Origin of the sequence: Streptomyces apricus (assembly GCF_008369065.1) — a bacterium.
Taxonomy (GTDB): Bacteria; Actinomycetota; Actinomycetes; order Streptomycetales; family Streptomycetaceae; genus Streptomyces; species Streptomyces apricus.
In genome coordinates this window covers 54211-69985 of sequence record NZ_VDFC01000046.1, presented here as the reverse complement: position 1 = coordinate 69985, position 15775 = coordinate 54211, and the positions used below count along the sequence as shown (strand labels likewise).

At 71.5% G+C, this 15775-nt stretch carries 15 protein-coding genes and 1 pseudogene; all 16 read left to right on the top strand.

The annotated features are described in order from the left end of the window. Window positions 1-22 precede the first annotated feature (22 nt). Window positions 23-1202: pseudogene (locus tag FGF04_RS20380) on the top strand (MFS transporter). A 9-nt stretch (window positions 1203-1211) separates the two neighbouring features. Then, window positions 1212-2573, top strand: coding sequence for a Pup--protein ligase (gene pafA / locus FGF04_RS20375; RefSeq protein ID WP_149512755.1), 1362 nt, complete (start codon window positions 1212-1214; stop codon window positions 2571-2573). A 175-nt stretch (window positions 2574-2748) separates the two neighbouring features. Continuing rightward, window positions 2749-3762, top strand: coding sequence for an FKBP-type peptidyl-prolyl cis-trans isomerase (locus FGF04_RS20370; RefSeq protein ID WP_149512754.1), 1014 nt, complete (start codon window positions 2749-2751; stop codon window positions 3760-3762). Between the two features lie 51 nt (window positions 3763-3813). Further along, entirely contained in the window at window positions 3814-4185 is a 372-nt protein-coding gene (locus tag FGF04_RS20365) for an FKBP-type peptidyl-prolyl cis-trans isomerase (protein WP_149512753.1), read from the top strand. A gap of 181 nt (window positions 4186-4366) precedes the next feature. After that, the gene (locus FGF04_RS20360) at window positions 4367-5320 is read left to right on the top strand and encodes a helix-turn-helix transcriptional regulator (RefSeq protein WP_149512752.1); all 954 of its coding nucleotides are present in this window, start codon (window positions 4367-4369) and stop codon (window positions 5318-5320) included. Window positions 5321-5336: 16 nt separating this feature from the next. Continuing rightward, window positions 5337-6479 (top strand): helix-turn-helix transcriptional regulator, encoded by a 1143-nt coding sequence (locus FGF04_RS20355; RefSeq protein WP_149512751.1) that lies wholly within the window; start codon window positions 5337-5339, stop codon window positions 6477-6479. An 11-nt stretch (window positions 6480-6490) separates the two neighbouring features. Then, on the top strand, window positions 6491-6778 hold the full coding sequence (locus FGF04_RS20350; protein ID WP_149513733.1) for a hypothetical protein: 288 nt from the start codon (window positions 6491-6493) through the stop codon (window positions 6776-6778). Window positions 6779-6787: 9 nt separating this feature from the next. Beyond that, a complete protein-coding gene (locus FGF04_RS20345; RefSeq protein ID WP_149512750.1) occupies window positions 6788-6982 on the top strand; it encodes a hypothetical protein in 195 nt (64 codons plus the stop codon). 236 nt (window positions 6983-7218) lie between these two features. Next, on the top strand, window positions 7219-7503 hold the full coding sequence (tatA, locus tag FGF04_RS20340; RefSeq protein WP_149512749.1) for a Sec-independent protein translocase subunit TatA: 285 nt from the start codon (window positions 7219-7221) through the stop codon (window positions 7501-7503). A gap of 47 nt (window positions 7504-7550) precedes the next feature. After that, complete coding sequence (tatC, locus tag FGF04_RS20335; RefSeq protein WP_149512748.1) at window positions 7551-8507, top strand: twin-arginine translocase subunit TatC; 957 nt, start codon at window positions 7551-7553, stop codon at window positions 8505-8507. A 29-nt stretch (window positions 8508-8536) separates the two neighbouring features. After that, window positions 8537-9427, top strand: a complete 891-nt coding sequence (locus FGF04_RS20330; RefSeq protein ID WP_149512747.1) for a diacylglycerol kinase — start codon at window positions 8537-8539, stop codon at window positions 9425-9427. An 86-nt stretch (window positions 9428-9513) separates the two neighbouring features. Then, on the top strand, window positions 9514-12375 hold the full coding sequence (locus tag FGF04_RS20325; RefSeq protein WP_149512746.1) for a DEAD/DEAH box helicase: 2862 nt from the start codon (window positions 9514-9516) through the stop codon (window positions 12373-12375). Between the two features lie 342 nt (window positions 12376-12717). Continuing rightward, window positions 12718-14286, top strand: coding sequence for an ATP-binding protein (locus FGF04_RS20320; RefSeq protein WP_149512745.1), 1569 nt, complete (start codon window positions 12718-12720; stop codon window positions 14284-14286). Beyond that, the gene (locus FGF04_RS20315) at window positions 14283-14690 is read left to right on the top strand and encodes a roadblock/LC7 domain-containing protein (RefSeq protein WP_107019841.1); all 408 of its coding nucleotides are present in this window, start codon (window positions 14283-14285) and stop codon (window positions 14688-14690) included. The genes FGF04_RS20320 and FGF04_RS20315 overlap by 4 nt, the downstream gene beginning before the upstream one ends. Continuing rightward, a complete protein-coding gene (locus FGF04_RS20310; RefSeq protein ID WP_149512744.1) occupies window positions 14687-15112 on the top strand; it encodes a DUF742 domain-containing protein in 426 nt (141 codons plus the stop codon). Before FGF04_RS20315 ends, FGF04_RS20310 begins: the two co-directional genes overlap by 4 nt. Further along, window positions 15093-15713, top strand: coding sequence for a GTP-binding protein (locus FGF04_RS20305; protein ID WP_149512743.1), 621 nt, complete (start codon window positions 15093-15095; stop codon window positions 15711-15713). The genes FGF04_RS20310 and FGF04_RS20305 overlap by 20 nt, the downstream gene beginning before the upstream one ends. The last annotated feature ends 62 nt before the right edge of the window (window positions 15714-15775 follow it).

Here is a 15775-nt window from a genome sequence, read left to right as displayed (position 1 = left end):
CGGGACGAGAGGGGCGGGACACATGGCCGCGGGATACCTGGAGATCCTCCGGACGAGGCATGCCGCGCGGCTGCTCGCGGGCACGCTGGTGGGCCGGCTGCCGAATGCCGCGGGCGCCATCGCCGTGGTGCTCTTCGTCCGCGCGGAGGGCGGCACGTACAGCCTCGCCGGGGCGCTCGCCGCGGTCTACGGGGTGTCCAACGCGGTGGGCCAGCCGCTGCTGGGCCGTCTGGTGGACCTGTACGGGCAGCCGCGGGTCCAGTTGCCCGCCGCGCTCGTCTCGGCGCTGGGCATGACCGTGTTCGCCCTCACCGGTATCGGGTCGCCGGGGCTCGCGTACGCCCTGATGGCGGTCGCCGGGCTCTTCACGCCGCCGCTGGAGGGTGGGCTGCGGGCGCTGTGGCCCTCGGTGCTGTCCAGGGAGGGGCAGGTGCACACGGCGTACGCGATGGACGCCGTGGCGCAGGAGGTGATGTTCACGGTCGGGCCGCTGCTGGTGACGCTGTGCGTGTCGCTGTGGTCCGCGCAGGCGGCGCTGGTGGTCCTGAACGCGATCGGTGTCCTGGGTGCGCTCTCCGTGGTGGTGTCGCGGCCTTCGCGCGCGTGGCGTTCGGCGCCGCGCGAGGCGCACTGGCTGGGCGCGCTGCGCTCGCCCGGACTCGTCGCGCTGCTCGGCGCGTTCCTCTTCGTGGGCATCGCGCTCGGTTCGATCACGGTCGCGGGCGTGTCGTACGCGGACGGCCACGGCGGCGACGCGACGTACGGCTGGCTGATGGCGGCGCTCGGGTTCGGGGCGCTGGTGGGCGGCACGGTGTACGGGGCGCGGCGGTGGAGCGGCGCGCCGGAGCGGCGGCTGCGGGCGCTGGTGGCCCTTCTGGCGGTGTGTTACCTGCCGCTGGTGCTGGTGCCCGGCGTGGTGGCCATGACGGCGCTGGTGGCGCTGGCGGGGGTCTTCCTGGCGCCGTGCATCGCCTGCGCGTTCATCATCGTCGACCGGCACGCGCCCAGGGGCACGGTCACCGAGGCGTTCTCGTGGCTCGTGACGACGTTCACGGTGGGCGCGTCGGTCGGCACGGGGCTCGCGGGGCCGGTCGTGGAGGGTCCTCGCAGCTACGGGCGGGGGTGCGGTGGTGGGCGGAAGTTCGGAAAATGATCGAAACGGTGCAGCCGAACCCCGTTTCAGCGCAGGCTCTCAGGCGTAATGTTCAGTCATGGACCGCCGCATTTTCGGGCTGGAGAACGAGTACGGCGTCACGTGTACGTTCAGGGGACAGCGGCGTTTGTCTCCCGACGAGGTGGCGCGGTACCTCTTCCGCCGTGTCGTGTCATGGGGCCGCAGCAGCAACGTCTTTCTGCGAAACGGTGCCCGCCTCTATCTCGACGTGGGATCACATCCGGAATACGCCACTCCTGAATGTGACAACCTGACGGAACTCGTCACCCACGACAAGGCCGGCGAACGCATCCTGGAAGGACTCCTGGTAGACGCGGAACGACGCCTGCACGAGGAAGGAATCGCGGGCGACGTCTACCTCTTCAAGAACAACACCGACTCGGCGGGCAACTCCTACGGCTGCCACGAGAACTATCTGGTGGCCCGTCACGGGGAGTTCTCCCGGCTCGCGGACATCCTCATCCCCTTCCTCGTCACGAGGCAGCTCCTCTGCGGTGCCGGCAAGGTGCTGCAGACCCCGCGGGGCGCGGTCTACTGCGTCAGCCAGCGGGCGGAGCACATCTGGGAGGGCGTCTCCTCGGCGACGACCCGCTCCCGGCCGATCATCAACACCCGCGACGAGCCGCATGCGGACGCCGAGCGCTACCGCAGGCTGCATGTCATCGTCGGCGACTCGAACATGTCCGAGACGACCATGCTGCTCAAGGTCGGCGCCACCGACCTGGTGCTGCGCATGATCGAGGCGGGCACGGTGATGCGCGACCTGACCCTGGAGAACCCGATCCGGGCGATCCGCGAGGTCAGCCACGACATCACGGGCCGCCGCAAGGTGCGCCTGGCCAGCGGCCGGGAGGCGTCCGCGCTGGAGGTGCAGCGCGAGTACTACGAGAAGGCCGTGGACTTCGTGGAGCGCCGCGGCATCCGCACCGGGGTCGTGGACCAGGTCCTGGAGCTCTGGGGCCGCACGCTCGACTCGATCGAGTCCGAGGACCTCGACCGGATCGGCACCGAGATCGACTGGGTCATGAAGTACAAGCTCATCGAGCGGTACCGCGCCAAGCACAACATGACGATGTCGCACCCGCGCGTCGCCCAGATAGACCTCGCCTACCACGACATCCACCGTCGTCGGGGTCTGTACTACCTGCTGGAGAAGCGGGGTCAGGCCGCGCGGATCTGCAACGACCTGAAGATCTTCGAGGGCAAGTCGGTGCCGCCGCAGACCACTCGGGCCCGGCTGCGCGGCGACTTCATCCGGCGGGCGCAGGAGCAGCGCCGGGACTTCACGGTCGACTGGGTGCATCTGAAGCTCAACGACCAGGCGCAGCGCACCGTCCTGTGCAAGGACCCGTTCCGTTCCGTCGACGACCGGGTGGAGAAGCTGATCGCCGGGATGTAGTCGCTCGTCCGCACGGCAGGGGCCCCGCACACCGACGGTGTGCGGGGCCCCTGTTCGCGTCCTGTGTTCACGTCCTGCGTACGCCCGGGGCGGTACGGTCGGTTCCGCCTGCCCCGGCCCGGAGGCGTGAGGGCCTAGAGTGGCCGGACCCTATTCGAGCGACCTTAGGATCGATGTGCGACGCCGACTTGCTGCTCTCCTGATCGTGCCCGCCCTGGCGCTGACCGCGTCCGCCTGCGGAAGTGACGACGACAAGGGCGACAAGGACAAGGCCGACCCGTCGGCGTCGTCCTCGGCGTCGTCCGTGGCCGCGCCGAAGCCGGTGGACTCGGCCGATCCGATGCCCGAGGTCAAGGGCGCCTTCGGCAAGAAGGCGACGATCGAGGTGCCCAAGAGCGACCCGAGCGACAAGTTCGTCGTGCACGCGCTCTCCGAGGGCGACGGCGCGGTGGTGAAGAAGGACGACCTGGTGTCGATGAACTTCACCGGTAAGGTCTGGAAGAGCGGCAAGGACCTCGGCTCCTCCTACCAGGAGGGCGGCTCCCCGCAGCTGATCACGGCCGGCTCCGAGACCGTCATCCCGGCGTTCTCCCAGGCGCTGGTGGGCCAGAAGGAGGGCAGCCGCGTCCTGGTCGTCGCCCCGCCGGCCGCCGGCTTCGGCAGCCAGGGCAACCAGCAGGCCGGGGTCACCGGCACCGACACCCTGGTCTTCGCGCTGGACGTCGGCGACGTCGTCCCGAAGAAGGCGGAGGGCAAGCAGGCGGCCATCCCGTCGGACCTGCCGCAGATCAAGGCCGACGACGAGGCGCCCGCCACCATCTCCGTGCCCAAGAACGACCCGCCGGCCGAGCTGGTCGACAAGGTCCTCATCCAGGGCAAGGGCGCCGAGGTCAAGAGCGGCAAGTCGGTCACCATGCAGTACAGCGGTGCCGCCTGGAAGATCAACGAGGGCAAGGCGAAGGCCACGCTCTTCGACTCGTCCTGGAAGAGCGGCCAGCCCTTCAGCACCGTCATCGGCCAGGGCCAGGTCATCGCGGGCTGGGACAAGGGTCTCGTCGGCAAGCACGTCGGGGACCGCGTCCTGCTGGTGATCCCGCCGGCCCAGGCGTACGGCGACGACGACAAGGGCAAGGAGCTGCCCGCCAAGTCGACCCTGGTCTTCGTGGTCGACATCCTGGCCACGAGCTGAGAGTGGCAGACTGTCGGGGTTGCCCCACCGAGAACGAGCAGGAGCACTGACGTGAGCATCGAGAAGCCCGAGATCGACTTCCCGGGCGGCGAGCCCCCCAAGGACCTGGAGATCAAGGACATCTGGGAGGGCGACGGCGCGGTGGCCAAGGCGGGCGACACCGTCTCCGTCCACTACGTCGGCGTGGCCTTCTCCACCGGCGAGGAGTTCGACGCCTCCTGGAACCGCGGCACGCCGCTCAGCTTCAAGCTGGGCGTCGGCCAGGTCATCCCGGGCTGGGACCAGGGCGTGCAGGGCATGAAGGTCGGCGGGCGCCGCCAGCTGACCATCCCGGCGCACCTCGCGTACGGCGAGCGCGGCGCCGGTGGCCGTATCGCCCCCGGCGAGACGCTGATCTTCGTCTGCGACCTCGTCGGGGTCTGACGTCCCGGTCGTCGCAGGCCGTACGCAGGTCTTGCGTCGTAAGTCGTACGTCGTGTGATCGCGGTCCGACCGGACCCGGTCACTTGGGGTCCATGCCCACCCGGGCGTGGACCCTCGGCTTTTGCCACGACACCCCGGGGCGGTACGGTCGACGGTCGGAAGCATCATAGGAAGGGCGTCGATGGCCATTGCCAAGGCGGAGCGGCTGATGAACCTGGCGCTGTGTCTGCTCGGGACGCGGCGACCGCTCAGCAAGCGTGAATTGCGCGAGTCCATCGAGGCCTACCTGGAGGCCGGCTCGGACGACTCCTTCAACCGCATGTTCGAGCGGGACAAGGACGACCTGCGCGAGCTGGGCCTGGTCATCGAGACGGTGGAGAACCTGGACGGCGAGGTGGGCTACCTGGCCCGCCGCGACAGCAACCGGCTGCCGCCCATCACCCTGGACGCCGAGGAGGCCGCCGCCCTGGGGCTTGCCGCCAAGGTCTGGCAGCAGGCCCGGCTCGCGGGCGCGGCGAGCGGCGCCCTGCAGAAGCTGCGCGCCGCGGGCCTGCCGGAGGGCGTCGACCCGTACGAGCCGCACGGCGCGCTGGAGCCGCGCATCCCCGTGCACGAGGCGGCCTTCGAGCCGCTGATGCTGGCCTGCCGCGACCGGCGGCCGGTGACCTTCGACTACCGCAAGGCGACCGCGGCCCGCCCCGGGCCCCGCCATGTCGAGCCGTGGGCCCTGGAGTGCTGGCGCGGGCACTGGTACCTGGCGGGCTGGGACCGCGACCGGGGGGCCGAGCGGGTGTTCCGGCTCTCCCGGATCACCGGCAAGGTCCGTACCCGCAGTGGCACCTACACCGCCGAGGTGCCGGACGTGGTGACCGTGCGGGAGACCGTCGCGGGCTGGGCGGGGGACATCACCGACCGCACCGCGCGGATCCGGCTGCGGACCGGCTCGGGCTACCCGCTGCGCGCCAAGGCGGTGTCGGTGCGGGAACTCGGCGACGGGTGGGACGAGTTGGAGATTCCGTACGGGCACGGTCTGGACGCCTGGCTGGTGGAGTTCGGGCCCGACGTGGTGGTCCTGGAGCCGGCCGAGCTGCGGGCCGACGTCGTGGACCGGCTGCGCGCCGTGGCCAAGGGCTGAGGGGAAGCACAGGAACGTGGCAGGAAAACCGGCCAGGCCCACCAACGCGATCGACCAGACGCGGCGGATGCTCTCCCTGGTGACGTATCTGCGCGAGCGCCCCGGCGCCCGGATCGAGGACGTGGCGCGGGCCTTCGGGATCAGCGAGGACGAGCTGATCTCGGACCTCGACGTGCTGCCGCTGTGCGGGACGAGCTTCCGCGGCGGCGACCTCCTCGACATCGACACCGACGGCGACCGGATCTGGTGGCACAACCCGGACGACGTCGCGGAGCCGCTGCGGATCGCCGCCGACGAGGCGACCGCGCTGCTGGTGGCGGCGCGGGCCGTGTCGACCCTGCCGGGCCTGCGCGAGGGCGACCGGCAGGCGCTGCTGCGGGCCACCGCGAAGGTGGAAGCCGCTTCGGGCGAGGCGGCGGGCGCCAGCGCCCGTCTGTCGGTGACCTTCGAGGCAGAGGGCGGTGTCTTCGCCGACGTCGACCGGGCGATCTCCGAGCGGCGCAGGCTGTGGATCCGCTACTACTCGCCCGCGCGCGACGAGCTCAGCGAGCGCGAGATCGACCCGATCCGCCTGGTCAGCGTCGGGCACACGTACGTGGAGGCGTGGTGCCGGCGCTCCGAGGCGCGGCGCACCTTCCGGCTGGACCGGGTCGCCGAGATCAAGATCCTCGACGAGCCGTCCGCGCCGCCCGAGATCGAGCTGCGGGACCTTTCGGAGGCCCTGGTGCAGCCGGCCGCCGAGGACCCGGAGGTGGTGGTGGAGGTCGGCCCCGCCGGGCGCTGGGTCGCCGAGTACTACCCCCACGACAGCGCCGAGGAGCTGCCGGACGGCGGGCTGCGCATCACCCTGCGCACCCCCGACCCGGCCTCGCTGCGCCGCCTCGCGCTGCGGCTGGGGCGCGACGGCCGGATCGTCTCGCCGCCGGAGGTCGCCGACAGCGCCCGCAGGGCGGCCGTCGAGGCGCTCGCGGCCTACGACGGACCGCAGGACGGGCACGGGGACGCGTACGCGGACGGGCCCGCGCGGGTCCTCCCCGCCGCGCCCCGTGACGGCGGGCAGGACGCCGCCGCGCAGGCCGGCGGGGGAGCGCCGGGCCCGGGCGGGGGACCGCACGGAGTTCACGACGGGCTGTACGACAGGCAGGAGCAGGGACTGTGAGCGGGTCGGCGATGTCCGGTGCGGGCGAGGTGTCGGTGGCCTCCGCGTTCTCCGGGATGACGCGGGTGTACCCCGTGGTGTTCAAGGCCGCGTGCCCCGACTGCCGGGCCGGCTTCGAGCTCTCGGCGAGCGCCCTGCGCCTGGTCGTCGGCGCCACGCACCGGACCACCTTCTACTCCTTCACCTGCCCGCAGTGCCGGTCGGCGGTGCGCAAGCCGGCCGGCGAACGCATCGTGGAGCTCCTCACCGGGGGCGGTGTGCGGGCCCTGCGTCTGCACGCCAGGGGCACCGGGGCTTAGGGTCGCAGCATGTTCTGGCCGATGTTCGCGATCGCTGTGGGTTTCCTGGGAGTCGCCGTGCTGGGCGTGCTCGCCGTGCGGGTCTTCCTGGAGGCGGAACGCCTGGGCCGGCAGGTCGACGCCTCGGCCCGCCGGATCAGCCGCGCCGCCGAGGACCTGGAGCACGCCTCCGCCGGAGCGGCCCGTTCCGCGGACGCCCTCTGAGGTCCCCTCCGTACGCATTCGAGCCGTTGCGACCTGTCAGGGCGGCGGGGTCGGCAGGTACGCTGCTGGTCGCGGCCCGGAGAGCGAGGCGCGGACCGCGAACCGGGAGTACGCACAGGGATTGCCCCGCGTTCACCCTTGGGCGTTACGATCGCTGTCAGCGCGATCCTCGGACAGACGTCCGACCGGTCGGGCAGCAACCCCACCAAGCCGCCTCGGTGAGAAGGTAAAAGCTTATGTTCGGAAGGCTCGGCGCTCCCGAGATCATTCTCATCCTCGTCGTCATCATCCTGCTGTTCGGCGCGAAGAAGCTTCCCGACATGGCCCGCTCCCTGGGGAAGTCCGCCCGCATCCTCAAGAGCGAGGCCAAGGCGATGAAGACCGAGGGCAAGGACGACAGCGCCACCCCCGCGGCCCCGCCGCACGACGACCAGCAGGCCCCGCGCACCATCCAGGCCGCGCCCGGCGACGTGACCAGCTCCCGCCCGGTCACCGAGCCGACGGACACGACCAAGCGCTGACGCAGGGCCGGTGACCTCCGGCCCGCCGTACGAGATGGGAACGTGGGTTGCTGAAGTCCGCCCGCAAGAAGGAAGAAAAGGACCCCGAGGGGCGGATGCCCCTCGCGGAACACCTTCGTGAGCTCCGCAACCGGCTCGCGAAGGCGATGCTGGCCATCGTCCTCGTGACGATCGTCGCCGCTTTCTTCTACAACGACATCATCAACTTCTTCACCGAGCCGATCCTCAAGGAGGTCGGCTGCGACAAGACCTTCCAGCAGCTGGCGCGGTCGTCGTCCGACGAGCCCTGCGCGCAGATCACGATCAACGGTCTGCTGACGCCCTTCACGCTGGCCCTCAAGGTGTCGCTGATGGCCGGTGTCGTGCTGGCCTCGCCGGTCTGGCTCTACCAGCTCTGGGCGTTCGTCGCGCCCGGGCTGCACAGGAGCGAGAAGAAGTACGCCTACGCGTTCGTCGCCTCGGGTGTCCCGCTCTTCCTCGGCGGTGCCTTCTTCGCCTACAAGGTGCTCCCCACCACCGCGAAGGTCCTGATCGAGTTCACGCCGTTCGGCGTCGACAACCTGCTGCCGCTGGACGACCTGCTCGACCTCGTGACCCGCATGGTCGTGGTCTTCGGCCTCTCCTTCGAGCTGCCGCTGCTGCTGGTGATGCTCAACATGACCGGGGTGATCACCGGCAGGCGGATGGCCGGCTGGTGGCGCGGCATGATCATGGGCATCACCGTCTTCGCCGCCGTCGCCACGCCCAGCACGGACCCGCTGACGATGCTGGCGCTCGCCGGGCCCATCTGGATCCTGTACTTCGCGGCCACCGCCTTCTCGCTGCTGAACGACCGCCGCCGGGCCCGCCGCGAGGCCGAGGGCCCCGCCGACGACGAGGCCTCCGAGCTCGACCTCACCCCCGAGGACATCGGCGGGATCGAACCCGTGACGGCGAACCGCGCGCTGCCCGCACAGGCCGACGCCGAGCGGGAGCGGGTCAACGGTTACGACGACGTGACCTGAGGGCGCGGCCGGCCTTGTAGGGTCCGGCCGTGACCAGCGAGATCACCCTCTTCGTCAACCCCGCCGCGGGCCGCGGCCGGGGTGCCCGCGCCGCGCAGCCGGCCGCCTCCGCGCTGCGGGCGGCCGGCTTCTCCGTACGCACCGTCCTCGGCGAGGACGCCCGGGACGCCCTCGCACGGGCGCGCAGCGCCGTGGAGGCCGGTACCGGCGCCCTGGTGGCCGTCGGAGGGGACGGCATGGCGAGCCTCGCCCTGCAGGCCGTCGCGGGGACGCTCACGCCGCTCGGGCTGGTCGCGGTGGGCACGGGCAACGACTTCGCGCGGGCCCTGGGCCTGCCCGTGCGCGACCCGGCCGCCGCCGGGCGGGTGGTCGCCGAGTCGCTCAAGGAGGGCCGGGTGCGGGACGTCGACCTCGGCCGGGTGGGCGGCACCTGGTTCGGCACGGTCCTCGCCTCCGGCTTCGACTCGCGGGTCAACGACCGGGGCAACCGCATGCGGTGGCCGGGCGGCCGGCTCACGTACGACCTCGCGATGCTCGCCGAGCTCGCCGCCCTCCGGCCCTTCCCCTACCGGATCACCCTGGACGGCGGGCGGGTCCGGGAGGTCGAGGCGACCCTGGTGGCCGTCGGCAACGGACCCTCGTACGGGGGCGGCATGCGGATCTGCGCGGACGCGGACCTCACCGACGGGCTCTTCGACGTCACCGTGGTCGGCGCCTGCAGCCGCACCACGCTGCTGCGCGTCTTCCCGCGGGTCTACCGGGGCACCCACCTGGACCATCCCCTGGTCACCGTGTACCGGGCCGCGCGGATCGAGCTCGCCGCGCCCGGCGTCACGGGCTACGCCGACGGCGAACCGCTCGGCCCGCTCCCGCTGACCGCGCAATGCGTACCGGGGGCGCTGCGGGTCGCGGGGCCCTGAGCCGCCCGGGCACCGCGTCCCACGGGTCCCCGTCCCGCGCGTCCCCGGCGGGCGGCGGACCCGGATCGGCCGGGTCCGATCGGATAATGATCGTCCTGTTGTCAGTGGTGGCCGGTAGTCTCGAAAGCACGATGACAGAGGACCTCTCACCGGCCGAGCGGTACGCGGCAGCACGGAAGCGCGCTGTCGAGCAGGCCACCGCGCTCGCCGGCTTCCGCGAGATGTACGACTTCGGCCTCGACCCGTTCCAGATCGAGGCCTGCAGAGCCCTCGAAGCGGGCAAGGGCGTCCTGGTGGCGGCGCCCACCGGTTCGGGCAAGACGATCGTCGGCGAGTTCGCCGTCCACCTGGCCCTCCAGCAGGGCAAGAAGTGCTTCTACACGACCCCGATCAAGGCCCTGTCGAACCAGAAGTACGCGGACCTCTCCCGCCGCTACGGCGCGGACAAGGTCGGCCTGCTCACCGGCGACAACAGCGTCAACTCCGACGCCCCGGTGGTCGTCATGACCACCGAGGTCCTGCGGAACATGCTGTACGCGGGCTCGCGCACGCTCCTGGGCCTCGGGTACGTCGTGATGGACGAGGTGCACTACCTCTCGGACCGCTTCCGCGGCGCCGTGTGGGAGGAGGTGATCATCCACCTGCCCGAGTCGGTCACGCTGGTGTCGCTGTCGGCGACCGTGTCGAACGCCGAGGAGTTCGGGGACTGGCTGGACACCGTGCGCGGCGACACCGAGGTGATCGTCTCCGAGCACCGGCCCGTCCCGCTGTTCCAGCACGTGCTGGCCGGACGCCGGATGTACGACCTCTTCGAGGAGGGCGAGGGCCACAAGAAGGCCGTCAACCCCGACCTCACGCGCCTGGCGCGGATGGAGGCCAGCCGTCCCTCGTACCAGGACCGCAGACGGGGCCGCGCCATGCGCGAGGCCGACCGCGAGCGCGAGCGGCGCCAGCGGTCCCGGACGTGGACGCCGGGCCGACCCGAGGTCATCGAGCGCCTCGACTCCGAGGGGCTGCTGCCCGCGATCACGTTCATCTTCAGCCGCGCCGCCTGCGAGGCCGCCGTCCAGCAGTGCCTGTACGCGGGCCTGCGGCTGAACGACGAGGACGCCCGGCTGCGGGTGCGCGCCCTGGTCGAGGAGCGCACGGCGTCCATCCCCGACGAGGACCTGCACGTCCTGGGCTACTACGAGTGGCTGGAGGGCCTGGAGCGCGGCATCGCGGCCCACCACGCGGGCATGCTGCCGACCTTCAAGGAGGTCGTGGAGGAGCTGTTCGTACGTGGTCTGGTGAAGGCCGTGTTCGCCACCGAGACCCTCGCGCTGGGCATCAACATGCCCGCCCGCTCGGTGGTCCTGGAGAAGCTCGTCAAGTGGAACGGCGAGCAGCACGCGGACATCACCCCCGGCGAGTACACCCAGCTCACCGGGCGGGCGGGCCGCCGTGGCATCGATGTCGAGGGCCATGCCGTGGTGCTGTGGCAGCGCGGTTTCAGCCCCGAGCACCTCGCGGGCCTCGCCGGCACGCGCACCTATCCGCTGCGCTCCAGCTTCAAGCCCTCGTACAACATGGCGGTGAACCTCGTCGAGCAGTTCGGGCGCCACCGCTCGCGCGAGCTCCTTGAGACGTCCTTCGCGCAGTTCCAGGCCGACAAGTCGGTCGTCGGCATCTCCCGCCAGGTGCAGCGCAACGAGGAGGGACTTGAGGGCTACAAGGAGTCCATGACCTGCCACCTCGGGGACTTCGACGAGTACGCGCGGCTGCGCCGCGAGCTGAAGGACCGCGAGACCGAGCTGGCCAAGCAGGGCGCCTCGCAGCGGCGCGCCGAGGCGGCCGTCGCGCTGGAGAAGCTCAAGCCGGGCGACATCATCCACGTGCCGACCGGCAAGTTCGCCGGGCTCGCGCTGGTCCTCGATCCGGGGCTGCCCGCCGGGCGCTCCAACGGCCACCGGGGATTCGAGCACCACGACGGCCCCCGGCCGCTGGTGCTCACCGCCGAGCGGCAGGTCAAGCGGCTCGCGTCGATGGACTTCCCGGTGCCCGTGGAGGCCCTGGAGCGGATGCGCATCCCGAAGTCGTTCAACGCGCGCTCGCCGCAGTCGCGCCGCGACCTGGCCTCCGCGCTGCGCACCAAGGCCGGGCACATCGTGCCCGACCGGCACCGCAAGAAGCGGGCCGAGGCCGCCGACGACCGGGAGATCGCCCGGCTGCGGACCGCCATCCGGGCGCACCCCTGCCACGGGTGCAGCGACCGCGAGGACCACGCCCGCTGGGCCGAGCGCTACCACCGGCTGCGGCGCGACACCGCGCAGCTGGAGCAGCGCATCGAGGGCCGCACGAACACCATCGCCCGCACCTTCGACCGCATCGTCGCGCTGCTGACCGAGATGGACTACCTGCGCGGCGACGAGGTCACCGAGCACGGCAAGCGGCTCGCCCGGCTCTACGGCGAGATGGACCTGCTGTCCAGCGAGTGCCTGCGCGAAGGGGTCTGGGAGGGGCTGGGACCGGCCGAGCTGGCCGCGTGCGTCTCGGCACTGGTGTACGAGTCCCGGGCCGGCGACGACGCGATGGCGCCCAAGCTGCCCTCCGGCAGGGCGAAGGCCGCGCTGGGCGAGATGGTCCGCATCTGGGGCCGCCTCGACGCCTTGGAGGAGGACTTCCGCATCACCCAGAGCGAGGGCGTGGGCCAGCGCGAGCCGGACCTGGGCTTCGCCTGGGCGGCGCACGAGTGGGCGTCGGGCAAGGGCCTGGACGAGGTGCTGCGGGAGGCGGAGATGCCGGCCGGTGACTTCGTGCGCTGGTGCAAGCAGGTCATCGACGTCCTCGGGCAGATCGCGGCGGCCGCGCCGACGCAGACCACCGAGGGGTCGACGGTGGCGAAGAACGCGCGCAAGGCGGTCGACCAGCTGCTGCGCGGAGTGGTGGCCTACTCCTCCGTGGGCTGAGCGGACCGGACGGAACACTGCGAACCCCCTTCCGAGGAAGGGGGTTTCGTACGCCCGTACGCCGTTACCGAGGGTGTTCGCACGGCAGCCGAGCGTATAAATGTGGCAGAGCGTACTCCTGTCACAGGGGTGATTTCAGGTGGTTGCTGAATATGACACGGCGATGATCCGGTCGGACTAAGCTCGCCCGCAGCGCACCGAGTTGAGATGAATCGTGCGCTTGTTCCCCAGACGTTCGGAAGATCCAGTTACCTCCCCCGACCCCCAGTCGACCTGTCTCAGAGGGCATACATGGTGAGTGTTCAATTGCCTCCCGGTGGCCGTGAAGTTCCCTACGCACGCATGCTGTTGCTGCCCGCCATAGTGATGGCCGCCGCGACCGGCGCCGCCGTCGCCCTGGTGGCGCAGCCGGCCCGTGCGGCCGTCATCTGGTGCGGCGTCGTCGCGACCCTGCTCGTGACCGCGACGGCGGCCGAGGCGGTCCGCCGCGGCCATGTCGTGCGCGCGGTACGGACCGAGCTCGACCGCCGCACCGAGGCCATGCAACGGCGCGTGTCCCTGCACGACGCCGAGATCGACCACCTGCGCGAGCATCTGCTGCCCACCGTGCTCAAGGGGATGCGCGGCGGACGCTCGCCCCAGGAAGCCGTCCGGCTGATCGTCGACGAGGACCCCGCCCAGCGGAACATCCCCCGCTCCCAGCGCGCGCTCCTGATCGAAGTGCTGCGGATCATCGACAACGAGGAGCTCCAGCGCGAGGCCGCGCAGCGCTCCTTCGTCAACATCGCCCGCCGCGTCCAGGCGATCGTCCACCAGCAGAACGTGGAACTGCGCGAGATGGAGGAGGACCACGGGCGCAACCCCGAGGTCTTCGACGACCTGCTGCGCATCGACCACGGCACCGCGCTGATCGGCCGCCTCGCCGACTCCATCGCCGTGCTCGGCGGCGGTCGCCCCGGCCGCCAGTGGCCCGCGCCCGTCCCGCTGTACAGCGCGCTGCGCGGCGCCATGTCCCGGATCCTGGAGTACCGGCGCATCGAGCTGCACTCCATCGCCAAGGTCGCCGTCAGCGGCATCCACGTCGAGCCGGTCATCCACGCCGCGGCCGAGCTCCTCGACAACGCCACCCGCTACTCGCCGCCGCACACCAAGGTGCACGTCACCGCCGTCGAGGTGCAGACCGGCGTCGCCATCGAGATCGAGGACGCCGGCGTCAGCCTCAGCGAGGAGGCCCGCCTGCGGGCCGAGGCGATGCTCGCGCGCGCGGCCGAGGGCCCCGACCTCAACCAGCTCGGCGAGGACCCGCGGCTCGGCCTCGCCGTCGTGGGCCGCCTCATGGACACGTACGACATGCAGGTCTCGCTGCGGCAGTCCGCCTACGGCGGGGMGCGGGCCGTCCTCGTCGTCCCGCGCAAGCTGCTCACCGAGGACCCCGCGCCCGGTCTCGCCCACGGCATCGGCGCCGCGGCCGTGCCCAAGGTCGACTTCGACGGGGTCGAGGGTCCCGCGCGCAAGGAGAAGAAGCGCCGTCCCACCACCGGACCCCGCGTCCGCACCCCGGACGGCATGGAGGAGGACGACGTCCCCGAGGTCACCGAGTGGACCGCGGGCGGACTGCCGCAGCGCCGCAGCCGGATGAAGGTCCCCTACAGCCAGCGGGTGAGGGAGGCCCGGGCCGCCGCGGCGGAGGCCGAGGTCGCACGCAAGGAAGGGCGTCCCGTCATCGACTGGACCCAGTCGTCCACGCAGGTGCCCAAGCCCAAGAAGAAGAAGGAAGAGAAGGAACCCGGGCTCTGGGTCGAGGCGTTCATGGCCGGCCTCAAGGGCGGTGACGGCGACCAGCAGCAGACGCCCGGAGCGACGAGCAGTCCGGCCCGCACGGAGGCCGACGACGAGGGGGACCCCAAGTGATCCAGCAGCGAGCCAACTTCGACTGGATGCTCAAGGAGCTGTCCGACGGGGTGTACGGGACCCGGCAGGTCGTCGTGCTCTCCGCTGACGGCCTGCGCATCGCCCGGTACGGCGGCGACCCCGACGCCGCCGACCGCATCGCCGCCGCCTGCGCCGGGCTGCAGAGCCTCGCCGGGGCCGTCGCCACCGAGATCCCCGACACCGACGGCAAGATGCGCATGGTCATCATCGAGATGGAGGGCGGCTACTTCTACATGATGGCCGCGGGCCCCAACGCCTACCTCGCGGTCCTCGCGGAGGCCCATGTCGACGCCGGACTCATGAGCGCCCGGATGCGCGACCTCGTCGTCCGGATCGGTGCGCACCTGACGAGTCCGCCCCGGCGGAACGGGCAGACCGTATGAGCCCACCGCAACGACGCCGGCGTTCGCCCAAGGCGGCGCGCCAGGAGAAACCCGCCCCGCCCCCGGCCGGGGAGGAGAGCGGCCCGGGACGCTCGCGCGAGCTGGAGCGGCTGTACGTCGTCACCGGCCAGGCCTCGGGCGGCGACCGCGCCGAGCTCGACCTGGTCACCCTCATCGTGACGTGCGCCGATGCCCCGCCCACCGCCCAGCCGGAGCAGCTGGCGCTGCTCCGGCTCTGCCGGGCCCCCATGTCCGTGGCCGAGGTCTCGGCCTATCTCAACCTGCCGTTCAGCGTGGTGACCGTACTGCTGACCGAGCTGCTGACGGCTGAACTGGTACAGGCGCGCGTTCCGATCGTCCGCTCGGAGCTGCCCGACCGTTCCCTCCTCGAAGCGGTGATGCATGGACTTCAAAAGCTCTGAGACCGTCCCGGGACCCCGCGCCGAGGACCATCTCCCGCACACGGCGACCGCCGCGGTGAAGATCGTGATCGTGGGCGGGTTCGGGGTCGGCAAGACGACCATGGTGGGTTCCGTCAGCGAGATCAGACCGCTGACCACCGAAGAGACCATGACACAGGCCGGCATCGGCGTCGACGACAACTACGGCTCCGACACCAAGACGGCCACCACCGTGGCCATGGACTTCGGCCGCATCAGCATCACCGAGCAGCTGGTGCTGTACCTGTTCGGCACCCCCGGCCAGGAGCGCTTCTGGTTCCTGTGGAACGGCCTCTTCGAGGGTGCGCTGGGCGCGGTCGTCCTGGTCGACACCCGGCGCCTGGAAGTCAGCTTCGACGTCATCGGCCGCCTGGAGGAGCGCGGCGTGCCGTTCGTCGTCGCCGTCAACGACTTCCCGGACGGACCGCACTACCCCATGGAGGACCTGCGGGCGGCGCTGGACCTGTCCGAGGAGATCCCCATGGTGAAGTGCGACGCGCGCCGCCGGGCCTCCAGCCGGGACGTCCTGATGACGCTGATGCGCTTCCTGCACTCGATCGCCATGGCGCAGGCGTCGGCCTGACCCCGCCGGGCCGCCGCCGGCCGCGCCCGCGCAGGCGGACCCGCCCGCCCGGCGGCCCGGCG